Raw genomic sequence first — 22878 nt, 5'->3', positions numbered from 1 at the left:
GCCTGGGGGCCGTGCGGTGCCTGGGGAGTCTGCGGCGCTTGGGGGAGAAGAGCTGGGGTAATAGCGCTCTGCGTGGCCCCTCGGAAGGAGACACATGGACGCACAGAGCATCCTCGCAGCCCTGCACGCACGCCGTCCGCGGGTCCTCGTCCTCGGCGACGTGATCCTCGACCGCTGGCACGAGGGCGATGCGGCGCGGCTGTGCCGGGAAGGCCCCGTGCCCGTCCTCGACGTCGAGAGCGTCACGGACGCGCCCGGCGGTGCGGCGAACACCGCCGTCAACCTCGCGGCCCTCGGCGCGGAGGTGGTGCTCGTCGGCGTGATAGGCAACGATGAGCCGGGCCGCGCGCTGACGGCGTGCCTGGGCGAGGCCGGCGTCGGGACGCACGACGGCGCGCGCCTCCTCGTGCGCGAGCCCGGCGGGACGACGTCGGTCAAGGCCCGCATGATGGCCCACGACCACCTGCTCCTGCGCGTCGACTCGTGCCGGCAGGCCAGCCCAACGGAGGCGGCAGCGGTGGCAGAGAGGGCGCAGGCAGAGGTCGCAGCGGCGGACGCTGTGGTGGTCTGCGACTACGGGCTCGGAGCCCTCTCGGCGCTGGATCGGGCCGCGCTGCGGCGCGGGGCCAAGGCGCTCGTGGTCGATGCCCGACACCCCGCCGCGTGGGCCAACCTCGGCGCCGATGTGGCCACCCCCAACGCTGAGGAGGCCGCCGCGCTCATCGGTGAGCCGTGCCCGGACGGGGACCGCAGGGCGTGGGCCACTGCGCACGCCTCGGAGCTGGCCGCCGCGACCGGCGCCCGGCACACGCTCGTCACCCTTGACACGGAGGGGACGATCCTCCTCGGCGGCTCTGGCGCCCCCCACGTCACCGCCTCCCGCCCCGCACCCGAGCAGAATGCGGTCGGCGCCGGGGACACCTTCGTCGCGGGCCTGGCCTACGCGCTCGGCGTCGGCCTCCCGGTGGACGCCGCGGCGGACGTCGGGCAGGCGGCGGCCGGCGTCGTCGTCGAGCGCCCGGGCACGACGACGTGCAGCGCCGAGCGCCTCGCCGCCGCCTTGGGAGGCGGTCCGCGGCGGGGAATCAGTTCCCTCGAGGCCGCCCGTGCCGCGGCCGCCGCAGCGCGTTCCGAGGGTCGCGCCGTGGTGCTGACGAACGGCGTGTTCGACGGGCTCCACCGGGGCCACACGGCCTTCCTCGAGGAGGCCGCGGGTCTCGGGGGTCTCCTCATCGTGGGAGTGAACTCGGACGATTCCGTCCGGCGGCTGCACGGCGAGCTGCCGGCCATCGGCGAGGACGACAGGGCCGCTGTCGTCGCCGCCCTGGCCTCCGTGGACCACGCCCTCGTCTTCGACTCCGAGACGGCGGTCCCCCTCATCCGGGCACTTTCGCCGGATATCTACGTCAAGGGCGGGGACTACCTCCCCGGGATGCTCACCGAGGCCGGCGCGGTCGAGGAGTCGGGCGGCCGGCTCGAGATGCTCGGCTATCTTGAGCGGAAGCTCCCCGGTGCGCGGAAGGCGCGGCAGCCTGCGGACGAGGCCCAGCGATGACGCCCCGCGGGCCGGCCGAGTGGGCGGCTTCGGCCAGGGAAGCGGCCGCCGTGCCCCTCGAGGTCCTCGTGCCCACGCGCAACCGCCCCGCGGAGCTCGCCACGGCGCTGGGGGGGCTCGCCGCGCAGGACGCCGACTTCGGCGTCGTGGTCAGCGACCAGAGCGACGGCGCGCCCGGGTGGTCACACCCGGCCGCGGAGGCCATGGTCCGGGTCCTGCGGGCCCAGGGGCGGCCGGTGAGGTGCTATCGCCACCTGCCTCTGCAGGGCCTCGCCGAGCACCGGCAGTTCCTGCTCGAATCCTCCTCCGCGGACAGGGTCCTCTTCCTGGACGACGACGTGTGGCTGGCCCCCGCAGCAGTGACCACCCTCGTCGCGGCGCTCGATGCCCTCGGGTGCGGGTTCGTGGGGATGGCTGTCCAGGGGCTCTCCTATCTCGGTGACCGCCGCCCCGACGAGGTGGGCGACTTCTCTGTGTGGGAGCGCGGCGTCGAGCCCGAGCGGATGGACCGCATCGCCCCGGGCTTCGGCCGGTGGAGGCTGCACAACGCGGCCAACCTCGCGCATGTGGCCGAGCGGCTCCGCCGTGAGGGACGGCTGGCCCCGGGGGAGTGGCTTCCGTACAGGGTGGCCTGGGTCGGAGGGTGCGTGCTCTACCGGCGTGGGGCGCTTCAGGAGTGCGGCGGCTTCGGCTTCTGGCGCGAGCTTCCCCCGGGCCACGCGGGCGAGGACGTCGTGGCCCAGTGGAGGGTGATGGAGCGGTTCGGCGGGGCCGGTATCGTCCCGTCCCACGCGGTCCACCTCGAGAGCCCGACGACGGTCACGGACCGGAGCGTCGAGGCCTCGGAAGCGCTCTCTGACAGCGGGCTGCAGGCCGGCCCGTGAGGGCGCGGTGTGAGCGGGGACGGCAGTGGGAGAAGAAGGGAAGACAGAGTGCAGAAGTACGTGCTCTACCACCGGCGCGAGACGTACGCGGAGAAGCTGGACCGCAATTGGGCTGAGATCCTCCAGGAGCTCCGCATCCTCCAGACGGGCCTGCAGCTCGTCGCGGGCTTCCTCCTGACCCTGCCCTTCCAGAACCGCTTCACCATCCTCGACGACTACGCCCAAGCGCTCTACCTCATCCTGGTCGTCACTGCGGCCGTAGCGCTCGTCGTCGTGCTGACGCCCCTGAGCGTTCATCGGTGGCTCTTCCGCAAGCAGGTGAAGGACAGACTCGTGGCCAGCGGCGCGTGGGCGGCCAAGGTGGCCCTTGGCCTCGCGGCACTGCTCATCATGGGCACCTCGGCGCTGATCTTCGACGTGGTCCTGGGCCGTTGGCAGTCCTGGGTGGCGGGCGCGTGCCTGTGCCTGCTCTCGATCGTGATGTTCCTCGGCGTGCCGGCCGTGATCTCCCGCGTTCCCGAGCCTACGAAGCTGCCCGAGAGCGAGGTCATCACCCACGACGGCGACGACCGGCCGTCCCACGAGGAGCACCGCGATGGCGACGACTGACAGGGGAACGCTCGGCAAGGGCTCGGACGACGCCGCCCGCGGCCCCTGGTGGAAGCGCGCGGCCAAGGTCTTCGGGCCAGGCCTCATCACGGGCGCGTCCGACGACGACCCCTCCGGCATCGCGACCTACGCGCAGGCCGGGGCGACCTACGGCTTCGGGATGGTCTGGGCAGCGCCGGTCGTGCTTCCGCTGATGATTGCCGTGCAGGAGATGTCCGACCGCACGGCCACCGCCACCGGCGACAGCCTCGGCGGGATCGTGCGGAAGTGCTTCCCACGCGGGGGACGCGTCACGGTGGGGATCCTCCTCGTCTTCCTTGCTGTGGCCAACATCGTCAACCTCTCTGCCGACCTGATGGCCGTGGGCAGCGGAATGGAACTGCTCGGGGCCGGGCCCGCCCACCTTTGGAGCGGGATCGCCGGGCTTGTCATCGTGCTCCTTCTCATCCTCGGTTCCTACCGGGTCGTCGCACACGTGTTCACGGCGCTGTGCGTGGCCCTCTTCGCCTACGTGGCGGTGATGTTCACGGCGGGGGTGGACTGGGGGAAGGTGTGGGAGGGCCTGACCTTCCAGCAGCTCTCTCCCGGCCTGTCCTACTGGGGGCTCGTCGCGGGAGTCTTCGGCACCTCGATCTCTCCCTATCTCTTCTTCTGGGAGAGCGGCCAGCGTGTCGAGGAGATGCGCGATGCCGAGGACCGGGGCAAGGAGCCGGGGATGGGCGACCGGGACATCCCGCTCCATCATGCCCAACGCCGGCGGCGGCAGCAGCGGATCGACGTGACTGTCGGCATGACCCTCGCAGTGCTCATCATGTTCTCGGTGGTCGTCGCCACCGGTGCAACCCTCGGCGCGCACGGCCAGTCGATCCAGTCAGCGGCGGACGCCGCGAAGGCGCTTGCGCCCATTGCCGGGCCCCTTGCGGGAGCCGTCTTCGCCTTGGGATTCATCGGCACCGGGCTGCTGGGCGTCCCGGTGCTGGCCTCATCGGCCTGCATGGGGATGAGCGCGCTGCTGGACAAGGACTGGGGGTTCGACCGCAGTCCGCGCAAGGCGCCCGTCTTCTACAGCCTCCTGCTTGTGGCCACGATCGGTGGAGTCGTGATGGCCGCCGTTCTCGACAACCCCATCAATCTGCTGGTGCTCAGCGCCATGATCAATGCCATGGCCGCTGCACCCTTCCTCATCGTCGTGCTCCTCATTGCGCGCAGCCGCCGCATCATGGGCGATGAGCGCAATGGGCTCGTCTCCAACATCCTCGGCTGGCTGACCGCGGGGATCATGGTGGTGTGCGGCGTTCTCGCTGTCTGGTCCCAGCTCACCGGCTAGATGGGCGGAGCCCTAAGTCCCTACCGTCGCCGGAAGGGGCCCTGTAGCCTCGCCCCATGACCGAAGCACAGGACACCTCCCGCACCCCGCACGGCATCGTCGTCGGCGTCGACGGCTCACCTCTCTCGATCGAGGCCCTGCGCTGGGCCGCCCGCATGGAGCCGACCGTCGGCGGCCCCATCACCGCCATCGCCGCCTGGCACATTCCCGCGAGCGCCGCGAGCTTCGCCGAATACCCGGGGGTCGACTGGAACCCCGAGGAGGACGCCGGAACCGTGCTCCGGGATGCGCTCGCTGAAGCCTTCGGCGACGAGCCGCCTGCTGGCCTCGTGGCACGCATTGTCCAGGGCCGCCCCGCGCAGGTGCTCCTCGATGCAAGCCGTGACGCGTCGATGCTGGTGGTCGGCTCCCGGGGACTCGGCGGCTTCATGGGCCTCCTGCTGGGCTCGGTCAGCCGGGCCTGTGCCGAGCATGCCGCATGTCCCGTCATGGTGCTCCACGAACCCGGTGACGAGCGCGCCGGTGAAGAGGCCGGAGCCGAGGAATTGGCCCACAGCTAGATCGATTCGTGCCCTTTACAGCATGCGATCTCCGGCGTGTACTGGAATCGGCCAGCGCTTCTTGCGCGGCGCATGTGCACCGACCAGCACCAGCACTGACCGAGTCCCCCGGGGGGACCGGGGGTTGAGAGTTGGGAGGAGAGCAACCCATGAAAAAGTGGACGCGTTGGGAAGACTATGTCGCACTCATCTGCGGCCTCTATGCCGCGCTGGCAACGACATGGACAGCGCAGACCGCGTCGTCGACGTCGCTCATGCTCATCTTCGGGATCCTGCTGATCGTTTCCGGTGTCCTCAATCTGTCGATGCCTGGAACGCCGTGGCTCGAATACGTGCAGTGCGCCCTTGGCGTGCTCCTGTTCGTGTCGCCGTGGATCGGGATGTACACGAGCCATACAGGGGCATCCTGGACCTCGTGGATTGCCGGCATCATCGCGGCAGCAGTGACAGCCGCGGCCTTCAAGCCGGCCACCGAGGCGAGGCACCATCGGGTGATGCCCTCGCACTGAGCTGGACATTCCTTCACGCAGCATGCCGCGGCCCCTTCGGGGCCGCGGCTCGCGTTGCCGGGTGCCTTAGCGCGTGATCTCGCCCCTGCGGCGCTCGCCTCTGGAGAGCCTCGCGCCGCGCACTCTCGTCTTGTGTTCAGCCTCGTCGGCCAACCCGTGGGCGGCCCGGCCCATGGCGCCGACGATGAAGAACCCGATGGCTGCGATCAGGAACATGTGCACTCCGACCCCGATGTTCACGAGAACACCGAGGATCCAGATGATGAAAAGCACCAGTGCGATCCAGAGCATGGTGGGGCCTCCTTAGGTTGATCCGCCCACCATGGGGAGTTAACCGGTTGGAGCGGTCTCTAACCGGCTGGCGACTTCTCAGGTGATGGCGCCGACGTCGACTCCGCTGCCCCCGGCGTGGGTCCGCACATCGCGCCAGCGCGCGCTAGGCGCTGGGCGCCGCGACACGTTGGAGACGCCGCTCGGCGAGAGCCGCGAGGAAGAGGGCGTGGTCTTCGAGGACGCTGTCCTCGAAGACTGCCCGCGCAGAGTGGATCGGCGCCCAGTCAACGGGGTCCATGTCCCGCGAGCCGGCACCCAGGTGTCCGTAGGATCCGGGGATCTCGTTGAGGATCCGGGAGAAGTCTTCGGATCCCGCTTTGGGGTTGGGCAGTGCCTCGAACCGGCCCTCGCCGAAGAGGTCCTGGGCCGTGGACGCCCAGAATTCGGCGTGTTCGGCGTCGTTGATGGTCGCAGGGAGCGTGCGCCGGAAGGCCACGTCCGCGCTGAGCCCGTGGGCGTGGGCGATGCCCGTGACCAGATCAGGCAGTTCGCCCTCCAGACGGTCTTCAACCTCGGGGGTGAAGCACCGGATGCCGGCCCTGAAGACGGCGCTGTCCGGGATCACGTTGGGCGCCGTTCCCCCGTGGAACTCGCCCACGGTGAGGATGACGGGGTCGAAGACGTCGAACCGCCGCGTGACGTAGGTCTGGAGCGCACCGATGATCTCGGCGCCCACCTGGATCGGGTCGAGCGCCTGGAACGGGCGGGCGCCATGGCCTCCGCGGCCGTTGACCACCACATCGAGCCGGCAGAAGGCTGCCATGTAGGGCCCCGGCCGGTTGGTGAAGACCCCGGCCGCGGCGTCGGAGACGACGTGGAGCCCGTACGCGCCGGAGGGGCGGGTGCCAGCGGCATCGAGGACTCCTTCCTCGATCATGACCTGGGCGCCGTTGAAGCCTTCTTCGCCGGGCTGGAACATGAAGATGACGTCCCCCTGCAGCTGGGAGCGCCGAGCGTCGAGGAGACGCGCCGCCCCGACCAGCCCGGCCATATGGAGGTCGTGCCCGCACGCGTGCATCGCACCGTTGCGCGAGGCGAAGGGCAGGCCGGTGTTCTCGGACAGTGGGAGGCCGTCCATGTCCCCTCGCAGCAGGACGCTCGCCCTGCCGGCGCCTGGCCTGCCTCCCCGCAGGACCGCGGTGACCGACGTCGCTTGCGTTCCGGTGGTGACTTCAAGCTCGAGGCCGCGGAGGGCCTCGAGGATGAGACCCTGGGTCTTGGGCAGGTCGAGGCCGGTCTCCGGGATCTGATGCAATTCGCGGCGCAGGGCTACCAGATCAAGACCGAGTTCGTCGGACAACAGCTGCTCCCTCGCGTGGGTTCCCGTCACGCTCATCATGCACCCTGGCATGCGTTTCCGGCTCGGGTGACCCGCGCTTGCTGCCTCGGGACGTTCGACACGAAAAAACCCCTCCCGTCCGCGTTTCCGCCGACCAGAAGGGGTTCTTTGAGCCTCCTAGCAGGATCGAACTGCTGACCTTCTCATTACGAGTGAGACGCTCTACCGTCTGAGCTAAGGAGGCATTCCAGTGCTCCGCACGGGCGGAACCACCGGGAAACCACTCTAGACGAGGGGTGCCGCCGGGTCAAAACGCCCGCTGGCTCCAGCGTGGAGGCGGGCGATCGCATGCTCCCGGAACCTTCTGTCACGGCTCAGCAGCGCGCGCCGTCGGCAGGTGCCTTCTTGTCGACGAGGTAGGAGTCGACCGTGTTGTCCACGCACGTGGAGCCCCGGCCGTACGCCGTGTGGCCCTCGCCCTGCCAGGTCAGCAGGGCCGCGTTCCCGAGCTCGTTCCGGAGGTTCCCGGCCCATTCGACCGGGGTGGCCGGATCGCCGGTGGTGCCCACGACGAGGATGGGGCTGGCCCCCGTGTAGTGCGCCGGGGCGGGAGTGCGCACCGGCTTGTACGGCCAGTCCCTGCAGTTCACGGCACCGTACGCGAAGTAGGCGCCGAGGGTCGGGGAGTCCTGGGCGAGCTGCTCCGCCTCGGTGCGCATCGCCGTCGTGCTCGCGTCCACGGGGTAGTCGAGGCAGTTGTAGGCCATGAATGCGAAGGTGCTGTTGGAGCTGTAGGTGCCGTCCTGCTCGCGGTCCGCGGCGATGTCGGCGAGGCGCAGCATGCCGTTGCCGTCGCCCCGGAGGGCGCCCTTGAGCGCGGCCGTGAGCGCCGGGTAGTTGCTGTCGTTGTAGAGGGGCAGGATGAACCCGTTGACGAAGTCGGTCGCGTTGACGACCCGGCCGCTCCCGGTCGGCAGCGGGTGCGCGGCCACGGACGAGATCAGAGCCCGGATCTGCTCGACGGCGGCATCCTCGGGGCCGGTCAGGGGGCACCCCGACTGGCCCAGGCACGACCGGACGTAGGTATGGACGGCGGTCTCGAAGGCCTTGGCCTGGCCGCGGGTGATTTCGGTGCTGCCGAGGGCCGGGTCGAGCGCGCCGTCGAGCACCATGCGTCCCACCCGGTCGGGGAACAGGCCAGCGTAGGTGGCCCCGAGGAACGTCCCGTAGGAGTAGCCGAGGTAGTCGAGCTGGTTCTGGCGCGCCGCGGCAGCGCGGATGATGTCCATGTCCTTCGCGGCACTGACCGTGTCGGTGTGGGCGAGGATGGGGCCTGAATTCGCCGTGCAGGCGTCGATGAGCTGCTTCTGGCGCGCGAAGGCGGCCTCGAGGCCCGCTGGGGTGCTGTAGTCGTCACTCACCTGACGGCGCGCATCCTGTTCTGCTGGCCCCACGCAGGTGACGGGGGCTGAGCGCTTCACGCCCCGCGGGTCGAATCCGATGATGCTGTAGGAGTCGAGGAGCCGGCCCGTGAACATGGTCTGGGCCGAGTCCTTGACCATGTCGTAGCCCGAGCCGCCAGGACCGCCGGGGTTCACCAGGAGCGTCCCCTTCGCCTTGCGCCCGGTGAGGCGGATGAGGGCGAGCTGGGCGGTGTCACCGGACGGATTCGCGTAGTCGATCGGAACCGACACGGTCGCGCACTCGAACTTGCCGCCTTCGCAGGAGGACCACGACACAGCCTGGCTGTAGAACCGCTCGAGCCCGGCCGGCGCGCCCTTCGTCGCGTCGGCGTCACTGCTCGGCTGCGTGGCCGACCCTCCGAACGGCACGCAGCCCGTCAGCACGAGCAGCGCCGCTGCGAGCGCGGCGAGCAGCACGGACAGCTTGCGGACAGGGGTCACTGGTCTCCTCAGATCAGGGCCACGGCCATCGCCTCGACCGCCAGGAGCGGGGCGACGTTCGTGGTGGTGATGCGCTGACGGGTGGTGTTGATCGCGTCCATGCGGGCGAGGGTCGCCTCGGGCGTGGACGACTCCGCAAACGCCCGGATCTGGGCGGACAGTCCCGCATTGACCGGTTCCACGCCCCCGTCGAGCTGGAGCATGAGCACGTCCCGGTAGAACGAGAGCAGGTCCGTGAGGGTGCGGTCGAGGGAATCGGTCACCGAACGCTTGGCCCGGCGCTTCTGCTCTTCCTCGAGCTGGCGGACCTGCCCGCGCAGGGACGGCGGCAGCCGGTCGCCCTCAGCCACCCCGAGGGTCTCGAGGAGGTGGGCCCGCTCGGCCGCATCCCGCTCGTCATTGGACGCGTTCGCCTCCTCCGTGGCGATCTTCACGAGCCGCTCGGCGAGGGCCACCGCCCGGGACACGGTCGTGAGGTCGAGCGGTGCCCGCACCGTCTCGTCGCGCCGTTCGCGCGCCTCGGCATCATGGGCGAGGCGCCGGGCGATGCCGATGTGGCTCTGGGCCGCGCGGGCGGCCTCGAGTGCGAGGGCCGGGTCGGCGCCGTCGCGCTCCACGAGCAGTGCCGCAACGTCGGCCACCGGGGGCACGCGCAGCCCCACCGGGCGGCAGCGCGACCGGATCGTCACGAGCACGTCCGCGGGCGACGGCGCGCACAGCATCCACACGGTGCGGGGGGTGGGCTCCTCGATCGCCTTGAGGAGCACGTTCGTGGTCCGCTCCGCCATGCGGTCCGCATCCTCCACCACGATGATGCGGTAGCGGCCGCTCTGCGGGCGGTCACCGGCCTTGGCGACCATCTCGCGGGCCTCGTCGATCGTGATCGTGACCTTCTCGGTGCGCACGAACTCGACGTCGGGATGGGTCTCCGCAAGGACCTCTTGGCAGCCCGGGCACACCCCGCAGCCGCGCTCCGTGACGTCCTCCACCTCGCAGGTGAGCGCCGCCGCGAAGGCCTTCGCCGCCGTCGAACGACCGGATCCGGGGGGACCGGTGAAGAGCCAGGCGTGGGTGAGCCCCTCGCCGGCCGCGGCGCGGCGCAGCTGCTCGACGACGGGTGCCTGGCCCCGCAGGTCATCCCAGACGCTCATGCCGCACCCCCGCGGGACGGTGCCGGAAGCTCCGCGGCCACGCGTGCACGGACATCCGCTGCGAGGGACCCCGGATCGCGGGCGGCGTCGAGGACCAGATAGGCGGCCGGGTGCGATCCGGCGAGGTCGAGGAAGGCCTGCCGCACGCTGCGGTGGAAGGCGTCCGGCTCGGACTCGAGGCGGTCCTCGGCGGCATCTCCTGCCGTGCGCCGGGCGCGCCCCTGCCCGGCGTCGAGGTCGAGGACCACGGTCAGGTCGGGCCACAGCCCCTCGGTCGCCCAGTCGTTGAGCCCGCGCACCTGGCCCGCGCCGAGCCCGCGCGCGATCCCCTGGTACACGATCGACGAGCCGATGTAGCGGTCCGTGATCACGACGGCGCCCCGCGCCAGCGCGGGCCGGATCACCTGGATGACATGGGCGGCCCGTGCGGCGGCGAAGATGAGCGCCTCGGTGCGCGGATCAATCTCGCCGTGGCCGTGCTCGAGCACGAGGGCGCGGAGCTTCTCGCCGATCTCGGTGCCGCCCGGCTCACGCGTGAGCAGGACCTCCCGCCCCTCGGCCCTCAGCGAGTCGGCGAGGAGACGGGCCTGGGTCGACTTGCCGGCGCCGTCGCCGCCCTCGAACGCGACGAAGAGCCCCGGGGCGGTGGATGCGGCGGGGCTCGGGGAGGAGTCGGGGGCGGGGGATGTCACTGACTCAAGCGTACCGGCGGTTGAGGGAGCCCCCGTCAGCCGGATCCAGGCCGCCGGTGTCCTCGCCGGTGTCCTAGATTGGAGGGCATGACCTCTGAGCCCGCGTTCCCCCACCTCGACGACGCAGCGCTGGCCGCGCTTGCCCCCGAGACGCTCGCCGTCGCCGCGGGCCGTCCCGAGCGCGGCCCGGATTCCCCGGTCAACCCGGAGATCGTGCTCTCCTCGACGTTCGTGGGCCTCGGCGGGGTCGGCGAGGGCTCGCGCGGGTACGCCCGGTTCTCGAACCCCACCTGGGAGCCGTTCGAGGACGCCGTGGGCAAGCTCGAGGGCTCGCCCCTGCCGGCGCTGCTGTTCAGCTCGGGCATGGGCGCCGTCGCTGCCGCCATGAGCCTCGTGCCGGTGGGCGGCGTGCTCGTGGCCCCGCGCCACTCCTATTCCGGCACCCTGGGCCTCGCCCAGCTCAAGGCCGAGCGCGGCGAGCTCACGCTCCTCGAGGTGGACATCGACGACACGGAGGCGGCCGTCGCCGCGCTCGACGGCGCCGACGCCCTCTGGGTGGAGAGCCCTACCAACCCGATGATGGAGGTCGCCGACCTGCCGGCGCTCGTCGCGGCCGCCCGGACGGCCGGCGTGCTGGTCATCGTCGACAACACGTTCTCCACCCCGCTGGGGCAGAAGCCGCTCGGGGTGGGGGCGGACGTCGTCGTGCACTCGGCCACGAAGTACCTCGCGGGGCATTCCGACGTGCTGCTCGGGGTGGCCGTCACCGCGAGCGAGCAGCTCCGCGGGCGCCTGCACCAGCACCGGACACTGCACGGGGCGATCGCGGGACCGGTCGAGGCCTGGCTGGGACTGCGCGGACTCCGTACCCTTGCGCTGCGGGTCGAGCGCTCGCAGGCCACTGCGGGAGAGCTCGCCCGGCGGCTCGAGGCTCACCCCGCCGTCGTGCGCGTGCGCTACCCGGGCCTTCCCTCAGACCCCGGCCACGAGCGCGCCGCCGCCCAGCTGACGGGGTTCGGCTCGATCGTGAGCATCGAGCTCGACGGCGCCGAGGCGGCGGACGCGTTCGTCTCGCGGGTCGCGCTGTGGCTCCCGGCCACGAGCCTGGGCGGGGTCGAGTCCACGATCGAGCGCCGCCGCCGGCATGCCGCGGAGCCGCTCACGGTCCCGGAGGGGCTCGTCCGGCTCAGCGTGGGCATCGAGAACGTCGAGGACCTCTGGGAGGACCTGCGCCAGTCGCTCGAGTCCGGCCTGTAGGCTGATCCCGTGGACGGCAAACTGCTCATCGCCTGGATCCAGCTGATCACGTTCTACGTGGCCGGGTTCCTCTGCGCGGCCATCGCGGTGTGGGCTTTCGTCGACTGCCTCATCCGCAGGGGCCCGCGCTTCGAGGCGATGTCCAAGCGCACCAAGGGCTTCTGGCTCGCCATCACCGGCGGCGCGGCGTTCGTGACGGTGCTCGGGCTCGTGTTCCCCACGAGCGGGCTGCTCAGCTTCGGCGGGTATGGCCTGTTCAACATCGCCGCGGTGACGGCCGCGGGCGTGTATCTCGCGGACGTGCGCCCGGCGGTCGCCTCGCGCTGAACCGTGGTCGAGAAGGCGAGGCCCATCCGGACCCGGTCCGGGCACCTCGGCTCCGGCGGCACGGGAGGCGTGCGCCGCATGCCGGGTATCGTCGTCGGCAACGTGACCCGCGGGACGACCAACCCCAACCGCATGCGCCGGGTGGACCGCTGGATCACGGGCACCCAGGCTCGCCGGCTCCTCGCCCACCCGCAGGCGCCGCACGCGGTCGACCTCGGCTACGGCGCGTCGCCGATCACGGCCGTCGAGCTGTTCACCCGGCTCCGGGCCGTGCGCTCCGATGTGCGGCTCACGGGGATCGAGATCGAGCCCGGGCGCGTCGCGGCCGCCAAGCCCCTCGAGCGGGAGGGCCTGGACTTCCGCGTGGGCGGGTTCGAGCTGCCCGTGGCGGGCCGGCCGGTGCTCGTGCGGGCCTTCAACGTCCTCCGGCAGTACGAGGAGTCCGATGTGCCGGGGATCTGGGACCTCGTCCGCTCGCGGCTCGCCCCGGACGGCATCTTCGTGGAGGGCACGTGCGATGAGATCGGCCGCCGCTCCGCCTGGGTGACGCTCGACGCCGCCGCCCCCCGGTCGCTCACCGTCGCCCTGCGCTTCGGCTCCTTCGCGCTGCCGTCCGACGTCGCCGAACGGCTCCCGAAGGCGCTCATCCACCGCAACGTCCCCGGCGAGCGGATCCACGCGTACCTCGCCGCGCTCGACGCCGCATGGCTGGCCGCGGCACCGTTGGCACCGTTCGGCGCGCGGCAGCGCTGGCTGGCCATGTGCCGCTCGGCCAAGGCGTCCGGCTGGCCGGTGATGCACGGGCCGTCGCGCTGGCGCCTGGGCGAGGTCACAGTCCGGTGGGAGGCCGTCGCGCCCGATAGCATGGCCCCATGACCTACACGCTCATCCTGCTGCGCCATGGGCACAGCGAGTGGAACGCCAAGAACCTGTTCACCGGCTGGGTGGACGTGGACCTGAACGACCAGGGCCGCGAGGAGGCCCGCGCGGGCGGGCAGATGCTCAAGGACAAGGGCCTCCTGCCGGACATCCTGCACACCTCCCGCCTCAAGCGCGCGATCAACACCGCGAACATCGCACTCGACGTCGCCGACCGCGGCTGGATCGACGTCAAGCGTTCGTGGCGCCTCAACGAGCGCCACTACGGCGCCCTCCAGGGCAAGGACAAGGCCCAGATCCGCGAGGAGTTCGGCGAGGAGCAGTTCATGGTCTGGCGCCGCTCCTACGACACCCCGCCGCCGCCCCTCCCCGACGACTCCGAGTTCTCCCAGGTGGGCGATCCCCGCTACGCCGACCTCGGCGACAGCATCCCGCGCACCGAGTGCCTCAAGGACGTGCTCGAGCGGCTCATGCCCTACTGGGAGTCAGAGATCAAGCCTGACCTCAGCGCCGGCAAGACGGTCCTCGTGACCGCGCACGGCAACTCGCTCCGCGCGCTCGTGAAGCACCTCGACGCCATCAGCGACGATGACATCGCGGGCCTGAACATCCCCACGGGCATCCCGCTCGTGTACGAGCTCGACGACGACTTCAAGCCGACCAACCCGGGCGGCACCTACCTCGACCCGGAGGCGGCTGCGGCCTCGATCGAGGCGGTCAAGAACCAGGGCAAGTAAGGCCCCGGGCACGACGGCGGCCGCCCACCCCGCGCGGGGTGGGCGGCCGCCGTCGTACTCCCGTAAGAAGGGCTCAGTTCGAGGTGTTGTCCCCGTCCCACTCCCCGGTCACGAGGTAGGAGACCTTGCGGCTCACGGACACCCCGTGGTCCGCGAAGCGCTCGAAGTAGCGGCTCGCGAGGGCGGCGTCCACCGCGAGGGCGGGGGAGCCGGTCCAGGAGGGGTCGGCGATGGAGCGGAACACCCCGGCGTGCAGCTCGTCGAGCTCCGCGTTCGCGGCCTGGATCTTGGACGTCCGGGTGAGGTCGTGGTCCTCGAGGAGGCCCTTCACCTCGGAGATGATCGTGGCGTCGAGCTCGGCCATGCGGGCGAACGTCTTCTCGAGCCCCGCCGGCACGGCCTTCTCGGGGTAGCGCAGTCGGGCCAGCTGCGCGATATGGCGGGCGAGGTCGCCCATGCGCTCGAGCGAGGCGCTCATGCGCAGCGAACCCACCAGGACTCGCAGGTCCGAGGCCACGGGGCCCTGCAGGGCGAGGATCTCGATGGCCTTCTCGTCGAGGGCCGTCTGGAGGAAGTCGATGCGCGCGTCGGCCGCGATGACCTCCTGCGCGAGCTCGACGTCGGCAGAGGTGAATGCCTCGACCGAGCGCTCGAGCGCCTCGGCCACGAGCGCGGCAATCTCGACGAGATCTTCGTGGACCTTCTGCAGCTCCTCCTGGAATACCTTTCGCACAGTGGCGTCCTTTCACAGGGGTTGACGGGTACAGGGCCCAGACGAGGGCACTCCGACTCGTCACAGTCTCAGCGGCGGGTGAATAGTTGCCCGCCCCACGGTGAACGTTAGTTGAACCGCGCCGGGGCGGCCAGCCGCACGGTCTCACTGGGGAGCAGGTCGGCCTAAGCTGGCTACGTGGATCCTCTCGTCGTCGGCATTGTGGCGGGCCTCATCGGCCTGTCCTTCGGCGCCTTCGGCGTGCTCGCGTTCCGGGCGAGCGAGCGGCAGCGGAGCCTGCTCGCCGGCCCCGTCGGCGAGCCGAGCCTTCCGGCCGGCGCGACAGACGTCCTCTCGGTGCTCGGCAAGGCGTTCGTCGTCGTCGACGCGATCGACGGCGTCGTGCGGGCCAGCCCCGCCGCCTACGCCTACGGGCTCGTCCGCGGCCACACGGTGGTGCACGCGGAGCTCCTGGCCATGACCGCAAAGGTGCGCGGCAACGGCGTCATCCTCGAGAGGCAGCTCGAACTGCCGCGCGGGCCGCTGGGGCAGGGCACGATCATCGTCAACGTCCGGGCCGCCATGCTCGGCGACGAGTACATCCTGCTCCTCGCGGACGACCGCACCGAGATCACGCGCACCGAGCGCATCCGCAACGACTTCGTGGCCAACGTCTCCCATGAGCTCAAGACCCCGGTCGGCGCCATCTCGCTGCTCGCGGAGGCCCTCGAGGGAAGCCCCGATGACAAGGAGGCGGTGCGCCGGTTCGCCGCGCGCATGCGTAAGGAGGCGAGCCGGCTGGCCGCCCTCGTGCAGGACATCATCGAGCTCTCCCGCCTCCAGGGGGCGGACATCGTGCACATGGGCAGGGCCGTGGACGTCAACGAGGTGGTTGCGGACGCCGTGGACCGCTCCCGCCTTGCGGCCGAGGCCAAGTCCATCGAAGTCCGGGTCGGCGGTCACGTGGACGTGCCCGTGTTCGGCGATCCCGACCTGCTCACCAACGCTCTGCGCAACCTCATCGACAACGCGATCCGGTACTCGCCTGCGCACACCAAGGTGGGCGTCGGGATCAGGCACAAGGACGGGCTCGTCTCCGTGTCCGTGACGGATCAGGGCGAGGGCATGACGCCCGAGGACCAGGAGAGGGTGTTCGAGCGGTTCTACCGCGTGGATGCCGCCCGGTCCCGCCAGACCGGAGGCACCGGTCTGGGGCTCAGCATCGTCAAGCACGTCATGGAGAACCACGGCGGCGAGGTGACGGTGTGGTCGCAGCTCGGGAAGGGCTCGACCTTCACGGTGCGGCTGCCGGAGATGGAAGAGGACCCCGAGGACACCCCTATGGGAGACGCCCCCGCCCGGGGCGCGTCCCAGAACCAGCATGACCGGGCGGCCGGGCGGCCGCCGGAGCAAGGAGCATTTCCGTGAGCAGGATCCTGATCGTGGAGGACGAGGAGTCGTTCAGCGACCCTCTCTCGTTCCTCCTGGCGAAGGAGGGATACGAGGTCGAGGTCGTGGACAACGGCAGCGACGCCCTCGTCGAGTTCGACCGCAACGGCGCCGACCTCATCCTCCTGGACCTGCAGCTCCCCGGGACCCCGGGGACCGAGGTGTGCCGGCAGCTGCGGACGCGGTCGAGCGTCCCAGTGATCATGCTGACCGCCAAGGACTCGGAGATCGACAAGGTCGTGGGCCTCGAGCTCGGTGCCGACGACTATGTGACGAAGCCCTATTCCTCGCGCGAGCTCGTGGCGCGCGTGCGGGCGGTGCTCCGCCGGCATGGCGAACCGGAGGAGCTGATCTCCTCGACGGTCCAGGCCGGCCCGGTGCGCATGGACGTGGAGCGGCACGTGGTGAGCGTGGACGGCGAGCAGGTCGCGCTGCCCCTGAAGGAGTTCGAGCTGCTCGAGATGCTCCTGCGCAACTCGGGCCGCGTCCTGACCCGGGGGCAGCTCATCGACCGGGTATGGGGCTCGGACTATGTGGGGGACACCAAGACCCTGGACGTGCACGTCAAGCGCCTGCGCAGCAAGATCGAGCCGGATCCCTCGAACCCCCGCTACCTCGTCACGGTGCGTGGCCTGGGGTACAAGTTCGAGCCGTAGGCCGGCTCCCAGACGTACGACGGCGGCCGGTCGCCTCCCGTGGGGGAGGCGACCGGCCGCCGTCGTATCTGAGGCTGGTGCTGCTGCCTACCGGGTCGAGGTCGCGGACGCGGTGCCCGTGGCCGAAGGGCTGGCGGAGCCGGATGCGGAACCGCTCGCGGAACCCGATGCGGAACCGCTGGCGGAACCCGACGGGGAGGCGGTGGCCGACGGGGTCGGGATGTACTGGCGGTACTCGGCGAGCGAGCCGTCGAGCACGGGGACCTCGACGTCCTGGCTCGCGCTGCCTGCGGTGACGGCGAGCTTGGCGAGCGAGCCGGGAACGGCCCCTGCCTTGCTCAGGGTCACGTCCTTGCCGGACTGGGACAGCTGGACCTGGCCCTTCTTGGGCACGTCGATGCGGATCGTGTTCGCGTCGTCCTTGACGGTGAGGGTCACGTCCTGGTCGGAGGTGTTGAAGACCGTGCCGAGCAGTCGGCCCGGGCCCCCGGCGGATGCCGAGCCCGCGGAGCCGGTCTGGTCTGCCGAGACGATGAGCATGTTGCGCAGCTGCAGCGAGCCGATGTCAGCCCGGATGCCGTCCGACGCGGAATACGTGTGGGTGGTCTGCTGGGCGTTGATGTAGCCGCAGCCCGTGGCGGTCAGCAGGCCGACGCCCAGCGCGGCGACGAGGGCGACGCGCTTGGCCGGCTTCGTTGCAGTGAAACGCACAGCTGGCTCCTGGAGAGGGTGTGAGGAAGTCTGGTCGGGCCTAGCCTATCCCCAATTTCGACGTTCTGTAGATTCCGCGCCGGCGACCCCCTGGCGGGGATGACGCATCAATGACACGCGCGCCCGCGGACGTGAAGCATCTTTTTCGCTCCGGGTCAACCCCCGTGACGGGACGATAATGCCTTACTTCCGCATGATTCCGCGGATCTCGGGCGACCCGGGGGCCCGGAGGGCGGGGTGGACGTGGTAGACTAGTCTGCGGGAAAGGGGAATGTCCACATGGTTTTTGAGGTTGGCGAGACGGTTGTTTACCCCCACCACGGTGCAGCCAAGATCGAAGAGATCAAAATGCGCACCATCAAGGGCGAAGAGAAGATGTACCTCAAGCTCAAGGTGGCTCAAGGGGATCTGACGATTGAAGTACCGGCCGAGAATGTGGACCTTGTCGGGGTCCGCGACGTCGTGGGCAAGGAAGGCCTCGAGCACGTGTTCGATGTGCTCCGTGCCGAGTTCACCGAGGAGCCGACCAACTGGTCGCGCCGCTACAAGGCGAACCTCGAGAAGCTCGCCTCCGGCGATGTGATCAAGGTTGCGGAGGTCGTCCGCGACCTCTGGCGCAGGGATCAGGACCGCGGTCTTTCCGCGGGTGAGAAGCGCATGCTGGCCAAGGCCCGCCAGATCCTCATCTCGGAGCTCGCGCTCGCAGAGAAGACGGACGAGGAGCAGGCTGCGACCGTGCTTGACGAGGTCCTTGCCTCCTGAGCGAGCGAAGCGTGGAAGGCCCGGGCATCTGCCCGGGCCTTCGTGCTGTCCGGGCCGGGGATGCGATCCCCGGCCACCAGCCGCCTCCGGCCAGCCGCTTCCGGCCAGCAGCGTCGGGCACCTGCGGCCCGTCGTCTAGGCTGGGGCCCATGACTGAAGCCGTCCCGTCCGCCGCGCAGCCGCTGCCGACCGCCGTCGTGATCGTGGCGGCCGGCTCCGGGACCAGGCTCGGGTACGGGATGCCGAAGGCACTGGTGCCGCTCGCGGGCGCGCCGCTCCTGCTCCACTCGCTCCGCGGGGCCGCGGGTGCTGGCCTCGCCCGGCAGGTCTGCGTCGCAGTGCCGCCCGGGGACACCGAGCTGACTGAGCTGTGCCGCACGTTCGCCGAGGAGCTCGGCGATGCAGGGCCGGAGATCACCGTTGTGCCCGGCGGCGCCACGCGAGCCGACTCGGTGCGCGCCGCGCTCGCCGCGCTCACCCCTGGCACGCGTCACGTCCTTGTGCACGACGCCGCGCGGCCGCTCACGCCTCCTGAGGTCTTCCACCGCGTTGCCGAAGCCCTCGGCAGGGGTGCCGCAGCCGTGATCCCGGCCATGCCGGTGGTGGACACGATCAAGTCCACGGCGCCCACGGAGGGCGAGGCGAGCGCGATCGCCGCCGAGGTCGTCACCGGTACCGCCGTGCGGGAGCAGCTGCGGGCCGTGCAGACACCGCAGGGGTTCGACGCCGCCACCCTGCTGCGTGCCCACGAGGTCGCCGCCGCGTGGGAACCCGAGCAGGCGGCAGCGATCACCGACGACGCGATGCTCGTCGAGTCGCTCGGCACCCCTGTTTACCTGGTCCCGGGCGATCTTCAGGCCTTCAAGGTCACCACGCCGATGGACCTCCACTTCGCCGAGACGATCCTTGCCGCCGGCAGCTGAAGGCGGGCCGCCTGAGGGGCGCCACGGCAGAAGCTGGAGCGCAGGGCCGAGACGAGGAGCACCATGATCATCCCGCGCACGGGAATCGGGGTGGACGTGCACGCGTTCGCGCCGGACGACGCACCGCGTCCCCTCTGGCTCGGAGGCCTCCTGTGGGAGGGCGAGCGCGGGCTCGCGGGCCACTCCGACGCCGACGCCGTGGCCCATGCCGCAGCGAACGCGCTGTTCTCTGCGGCGGGCGTGGGAGACCTCGGCACGCATTTCGGCACCGACCGGCCGGAGTACGCCGGCGCGTCGGGACTGACGCTGCTGGCCGAGACGGCGCGCATCGTGCGGGAGGCCGGATTCCAGATCGGCAACGTCGCGGTCCAGCTCGTGTGCCAGCGGCCCAAGTTCGGGCCCCGGCGGGCTGAGGCGGAGCGGGCGCTCACCGAGGCCGCCGGCGCTCCCGTGGGGGTGACCGCCTCCACCACCGACCATCTCGGCTTCACCGGCCGGCGCGAGGGCATTGCGGCGATTGCCACGGCACTGGTCTATTCGAGCGCTCCCTGAGGGGCGGTGCGGCACAAGGACCCGGATCGACTAGACTGGTTGGCTGGTCCCATCAGGGGCCGGCCAACCCTGCACCCGACAGCTCTGGAGTCCTGCATGAAGAAGACGCTCGCTGCCGCCGCCCTGGCTGCCACGATGCTGCTCACGGCATGCGGCGGTGACGGAAGGCTCAGCGTCGCCGACAGCTGCACGATGCTCACCAACGACCAGTTCAAGCCCGTCGGCAACCAGGCGCAGCAGGCGAAGCAGGTGGCAGACCACTATGCGGACCTCGCCAAGAAGGTCGACCCCTCGATCAGTACCCTCATCCAGGGCATGGCGGACCTGCAGAAGAAGGTCGCCGAGTCCACCACCGCCGTGGCCACGCCTCAGGAGCGCCAGCAGTTCACTGACGCGCTCAACAGCATCGGCAAGGTCTGCGGCGGCTAGCCGGCCCGGCGCCGTCGTGCGCCGCAGCGCCAGCACCCGCCGCGACCCGCCCGTATACCCTTATCCCGTGACCCTGCGCTTCTACGATTCAGCCACCGCCGAAGTCCGTGACTTCGTTCCACTCGAGCCCGGCAAGGCCTCGGTGTACTACTGCGGTGCCACCGTGCAGGGGTCGCCCCACGTGGGGCACGTGCGCTCCGCGATCGTCTTCGACCAGCTCACGCGATGGCTGCAGTACCGCGGCTTCGCCACCACGGTGGTCCGCAACGTCACGGACGTCGACGACAAGATCCTCGCCAAGTCGGAGGCGAGCTTCGCCTCCGACTTCGTTCCGGACGGCTCCTACATCCCCCATGAGGAGTGGTTCGCCCTCGCATACCGGTTCGAGCAGGAGTTCGAGGCGGCGTACGAGACGCTCGGCGTGCAGCGGCCCACCTACGAGCCCCGCGCCACCGGGCACATCACCGAGATGCACGAGCTGATCGCCCGGCTCATCGACCGTGGCCACGCGTACCCGGCAGAGGACGGCTCCGGGGACGTCTACTTCGATGTCCGCTCGTGGGCGGAATACGGGGCCCTCACGCACCAGAGCATCGACGACATGCAGGCCGCGACCGATGCTGATCCCCGGGGCAAGCGGGACCCGCGGGATTTCGCCCTGTGGAAGGGACACAAGCCCGGCGAGCCGGAGACAGCGTCGTGGCCGTCGCCGTGGGGCCGCGGCAGGCCCGGCTGGCACCTCGAGTGCTCCGCGATGGCCACCAAGTACCTCGGGCCCCGCTTCGACATCCACGGCGGGGGCCTCGACCTGCGCTTCCCGCACCACGAGAACGAGCTCGCGCAGTCCACCGCGGCTGGCGACGGGTTCGCGAACTTCTGGATGCATAACGGCATGGTCACGTACGAGGGCGAGAAGATGTCGAAGTCCATCGGCAACGTCATCTCGCCGGCGGAAATGCTCGCGCTGGCCTCGCCCCGCGTGGTCCGCTACTACCTCGGCCAGGCCCACTACCGCTCCGTCCTCGACTACCGGCCCACCTCCCTCCAGGAGGCGGCTGCCGCCGTGGAGCGGATCGACGGGTTCATCGCCAAGGCTTCCGCTTACGCACGGAAGTCCGCGCACGACGGCGCCGGCGCACCGCCCGCCGGAAGGGTCCCGGAGGCCTTCGCGGACGCCATGGACGACGATCTGAACATCCCCCAGGCCCTCGCGGCGCTCCATGAGACGGTGCGCCGCGGCAACACGGCACTCGCCGCCGCCAGCGGGGCAGGAGACCCAGCCGCCGTGTCCGAGGCGCTGTCCGAGGTGCTCGCGATGACCGCGGTCCTGGGCCTCGACGCCGCCGGCGGCCACGCAGCGTCGTCCGCGGACGGCGCCGAGAGCGGCGCGCACCGTGCCCTGTCCGCGCTCGTCGACGCCCAGCTCGCCGCGCGGGCTGCGGCGCGCGCCGCGAAGGACTGGGCCGCGGCGGACGCCATCCGGGACACGCTCGCGGCTGCGGGCATCGCCGTCGAGGACTCCGCAGACGGGGCCACGTGGGCCCTCACCGCACCGACTGAACCACGCGCCCAAGGCGCGCCCACCAACCGAACGGGAGCATAGATGGCCGCCAAGGGACGCCCGGGAGCCGCGAAGAACAAGAAGGGCCCCACCACGGGCACGGGCGGCCATGGCCGCAAGGCACTCGAGGGCAAGGGCCCCACGCCCAGAGCCGAGGACCGCGTGTACCACAAGGCGTACCGCGCCAAGCAGCTCGCCGAGCGGTCGGCTGCGAAGCGGGCCGGGCAGCCGGGCCGCCTCGCCGCGGGACGCGCCGGCGGATCCGGCCGTGCCAAGGGTGCCGAGGAGATGGTCACCGGGCGCAACTCGGTGGTCGAAGCGCTGCGCGCGGGCGTTCCCGCGAAGGCGCTCTACGTCGCCGTGCGCATCGAGATGGACGACCGCGTGCGTGAGGCCATGAAGCTCGCCGCGGAGGCAGGGATTGCGCTGCTCGAGGCCCAGAAGCCCGAGCTCGACCGCATGACCGATGACGCGATCCATCAGGGCCTCGCCCTCCAGGTGCCGCCGTACGAGTACCCGGACGCGTTCGAGCTGGCCGAGCAGACCTACGAGAAGTGGCGCAAGGGGCACATCGGGAACGCACCCCTGTTCGTGGCGCTCGACGGCATCACGGATCCTCGCAACCTCGGTGCGATCATCCGCTCCGTCTCGGCGTTCTCGGGCCACGGCGTGATTGTCCCGGAGCGCCGCTCGGTGGGCATGACCGCGTCGGCATGGAAGACGTCCGCTGGCGCAGCCGTCCGCGTGCCCGTCGCGAAGGCCCCCAACCTCAACACGGTGCTGCGCCAGATGAAGGAGCTGGGCATCTTCGTCCTCGGGCTCGACGGCGGCGGCGACGTCGCGCTCCCGGGCCTCGCCATGGCCACCGAGCCGGTGTGCCTCGTGGTGGGCTCTGAGGGGAAGGGACTGTCCCGGCTCACGCGTGAGCTGTGCGACCAGATCGTCTCGATCCCCATTGACTCTGACATGGAGTCGCTCAATGCAGGCATGGCCGTGGCGATCTCCCTGTACGAGGTCTCGACGCGCCGTGCGGCCGCGGAGGCCCCGGCCAGCTGACGCTGCGGCGCCGGCCGATCGGGGCCTCCCGGCGGCCGGCCGATCAGGGTCTCCCGGCGGCCGG

At 70.8% G+C, this 22878-nt stretch carries 25 protein-coding genes and 1 tRNA gene; 18 read left to right on the top strand and 8 right to left on the bottom strand.

The features are described from left to right. The first annotated feature begins 94 nt into the window (after window positions 1-94). The 6 genes from IE231_RS02350 to IE231_RS02325 all read left to right on the top strand — a co-directional run bounded on the left by IE231_RS02350 (window position 95) and on the right by IE231_RS02325 (window position 5444). On the top strand, window positions 95-1555 hold the full coding sequence (locus tag IE231_RS02350) for a PfkB family carbohydrate kinase (protein ID WP_189692354.1): 1461 nt from the start codon (window positions 95-97) through the stop codon (window positions 1553-1555). After that, on the top strand, window positions 1552-2439 hold the full coding sequence (locus IE231_RS02345; protein WP_189692353.1) for a glycosyltransferase: 888 nt from the start codon (window positions 1552-1554) through the stop codon (window positions 2437-2439). The genes IE231_RS02350 and IE231_RS02345 overlap by 4 nt, the downstream gene beginning before the upstream one ends. Window positions 2440-2487: 48 nt before the next feature. Beyond that, window positions 2488-3048 carry a DUF6328 family protein gene (locus IE231_RS02340; RefSeq protein ID WP_189692352.1) on the top strand — a complete coding sequence of 187 codons (561 nt, stop codon included), beginning with the start codon at window positions 2488-2490 and terminating at the stop codon, window positions 3046-3048. Beyond that, entirely contained in the window at window positions 3035-4375 is a 1341-nt protein-coding gene (locus tag IE231_RS02335) for an Nramp family divalent metal transporter (protein ID WP_189692351.1), read from the top strand. The genes IE231_RS02340 and IE231_RS02335 overlap by 14 nt, the downstream gene beginning before the upstream one ends. Before the next feature lie 56 nt (window positions 4376-4431). Then, a complete protein-coding gene (locus IE231_RS02330; RefSeq protein ID WP_189692350.1) occupies window positions 4432-4935 on the top strand; it encodes a universal stress protein in 504 nt (167 codons plus the stop codon). Between the two features lie 149 nt (window positions 4936-5084). Further along, window positions 5085-5444 carry an SPW repeat domain-containing protein gene (locus IE231_RS02325; protein ID WP_189692349.1) on the top strand — a complete coding sequence of 120 codons (360 nt, stop codon included), beginning with the start codon at window positions 5085-5087 and terminating at the stop codon, window positions 5442-5444. A 66-nt stretch (window positions 5445-5510) separates the two neighbouring features. On the opposite strand, the gene IE231_RS02320 is transcribed toward IE231_RS02325, so the two are convergent. From IE231_RS02320 to tmk, 6 genes are all read right to left on the bottom strand, one after another. Continuing rightward, the gene (locus IE231_RS02320; RefSeq protein WP_189692348.1) at window positions 5511-5735 is read right to left on the bottom strand and encodes a hypothetical protein; all 225 of its coding nucleotides are present in this window, start codon (window positions 5733-5735) and stop codon (window positions 5511-5513) included. 145 nt (window positions 5736-5880) lie between these two features. Next, complete coding sequence (locus tag IE231_RS02315) at window positions 5881-7077, bottom strand: M20 metallopeptidase family protein (RefSeq protein ID WP_229866448.1); 1197 nt, start codon at window positions 7075-7077, stop codon at window positions 5881-5883. Between the two features lie 150 nt (window positions 7078-7227). Continuing rightward, window positions 7228-7300: transfer RNA gene (locus tag IE231_RS02310), tRNA-Thr, on the bottom strand. Window positions 7301-7430: 130 nt separating this feature from the next. Then, window positions 7431-8960, bottom strand: a complete 1530-nt coding sequence (locus IE231_RS02305) for an alpha/beta hydrolase (protein WP_229866447.1) — start codon at window positions 8958-8960, stop codon at window positions 7431-7433. A gap of 8 nt (window positions 8961-8968) precedes the next feature. Then, complete coding sequence (locus tag IE231_RS02300; RefSeq protein ID WP_189692347.1) at window positions 8969-10111, bottom strand: DNA polymerase III subunit delta'; 1143 nt, start codon at window positions 10109-10111, stop codon at window positions 8969-8971. Beyond that, entirely contained in the window at window positions 10108-10803 is a 696-nt protein-coding gene (tmk, locus tag IE231_RS02295) for a dTMP kinase (protein WP_189692346.1), read from the bottom strand. Before tmk ends, IE231_RS02300 begins: the two co-directional genes overlap by 4 nt. A gap of 87 nt (window positions 10804-10890) precedes the next feature. Between tmk and IE231_RS02290 the strand changes: the two genes are divergently transcribed. From IE231_RS02290 to IE231_RS02275, 4 genes are all read left to right on the top strand, one after another. Continuing rightward, window positions 10891-12060: a trans-sulfuration enzyme family protein gene (locus IE231_RS02290; protein ID WP_189692345.1), complete on the top strand. Its 1170-nt coding sequence runs from the start codon at window positions 10891-10893 to the stop codon at window positions 12058-12060. A gap of 9 nt (window positions 12061-12069) precedes the next feature. Further along, window positions 12070-12387: a DUF2516 family protein gene (locus tag IE231_RS02285; protein ID WP_189692344.1), complete on the top strand. Its 318-nt coding sequence runs from the start codon at window positions 12070-12072 to the stop codon at window positions 12385-12387. A 78-nt stretch (window positions 12388-12465) separates the two neighbouring features. Continuing rightward, window positions 12466-13263 (top strand): O-methyltransferase, encoded by a 798-nt coding sequence (locus tag IE231_RS02280; protein WP_189692343.1) that lies wholly within the window; start codon window positions 12466-12468, stop codon window positions 13261-13263. Next, window positions 13260-14003 (top strand): phosphoglyceromutase, encoded by a 744-nt coding sequence (locus IE231_RS02275; protein WP_189692342.1) that lies wholly within the window; start codon window positions 13260-13262, stop codon window positions 14001-14003. The genes IE231_RS02280 and IE231_RS02275 overlap by 4 nt, the downstream gene beginning before the upstream one ends. A gap of 73 nt (window positions 14004-14076) precedes the next feature. Here IE231_RS02275 and phoU read toward each other — a convergent pair whose 3' ends face one another. After that, window positions 14077-14736, bottom strand: coding sequence for a phosphate signaling complex protein PhoU (gene phoU, locus IE231_RS02270; RefSeq protein WP_189692341.1), 660 nt, complete (start codon window positions 14734-14736; stop codon window positions 14077-14079). A 177-nt stretch (window positions 14737-14913) separates the two neighbouring features. On the opposite strand from phoU, the gene IE231_RS02265 reads away from it, so the two are divergent. Further along, window positions 14914-16143 (top strand): sensor histidine kinase, encoded by a 1230-nt coding sequence (locus IE231_RS02265; protein ID WP_189692340.1) that lies wholly within the window; start codon window positions 14914-14916, stop codon window positions 16141-16143. Then, window positions 16140-16820 (top strand): winged helix-turn-helix domain-containing protein, encoded by a 681-nt coding sequence (locus IE231_RS02260; RefSeq protein WP_189692339.1) that lies wholly within the window; start codon window positions 16140-16142, stop codon window positions 16818-16820. The genes IE231_RS02265 and IE231_RS02260 overlap by 4 nt, the downstream gene beginning before the upstream one ends. An 87-nt stretch (window positions 16821-16907) precedes the next feature. On the opposite strand, the gene IE231_RS02255 is transcribed toward IE231_RS02260, so the two are convergent. Next, entirely contained in the window at window positions 16908-17531 is a 624-nt protein-coding gene (locus tag IE231_RS02255; protein WP_189692338.1) for a hypothetical protein, read from the bottom strand. Window positions 17532-17810: 279 nt separating this feature from the next. Here IE231_RS02255 and IE231_RS02250 point away from each other — a divergent pair, with 279 nt between their 5' ends. From IE231_RS02250 to rlmB, 6 genes are all read left to right on the top strand, one after another. Beyond that, window positions 17811-18293 (top strand): CarD family transcriptional regulator, encoded by a 483-nt coding sequence (locus IE231_RS02250; protein ID WP_066495480.1) that lies wholly within the window; start codon window positions 17811-17813, stop codon window positions 18291-18293. Window positions 18294-18442: 149 nt separating this feature from the next. Continuing rightward, a complete protein-coding gene (gene ispD, locus IE231_RS02245) occupies window positions 18443-19216 on the top strand; it encodes a 2-C-methyl-D-erythritol 4-phosphate cytidylyltransferase (RefSeq protein ID WP_189692337.1) in 774 nt (257 codons plus the stop codon). Window positions 19217-19279: 63 nt separating this feature from the next. After that, the gene (gene ispF, locus IE231_RS02240) at window positions 19280-19768 is read left to right on the top strand and encodes a 2-C-methyl-D-erythritol 2,4-cyclodiphosphate synthase (protein ID WP_189692336.1); all 489 of its coding nucleotides are present in this window, start codon (window positions 19280-19282) and stop codon (window positions 19766-19768) included. A 96-nt stretch (window positions 19769-19864) separates the two neighbouring features. Next, window positions 19865-20197, top strand: coding sequence for a hypothetical protein (locus IE231_RS02235; protein WP_189692335.1), 333 nt, complete (start codon window positions 19865-19867; stop codon window positions 20195-20197). A gap of 67 nt (window positions 20198-20264) precedes the next feature. Next, complete coding sequence (gene cysS / locus IE231_RS02230; protein ID WP_189692334.1) at window positions 20265-21800, top strand: cysteine--tRNA ligase; 1536 nt, start codon at window positions 20265-20267, stop codon at window positions 21798-21800. Continuing rightward, complete coding sequence (gene rlmB, locus IE231_RS02225; protein ID WP_189692333.1) at window positions 21801-22814, top strand: 23S rRNA (guanosine(2251)-2'-O)-methyltransferase RlmB; 1014 nt, start codon at window positions 21801-21803, stop codon at window positions 22812-22814. The last annotated feature ends 64 nt before the right edge of the window (window positions 22815-22878 follow it).

The sequence above is a fragment of the Sinomonas cellulolyticus genome (assembly GCF_014656475.1).
GTDB lineage: Bacteria > Actinomycetota > Actinomycetes > Actinomycetales > Micrococcaceae > Sinomonas > Sinomonas cellulolyticus.
The sequence above is the reverse complement of the archived record's forward strand: the minus strand, read 5'-3'. Positions and strand labels throughout refer to the sequence as shown.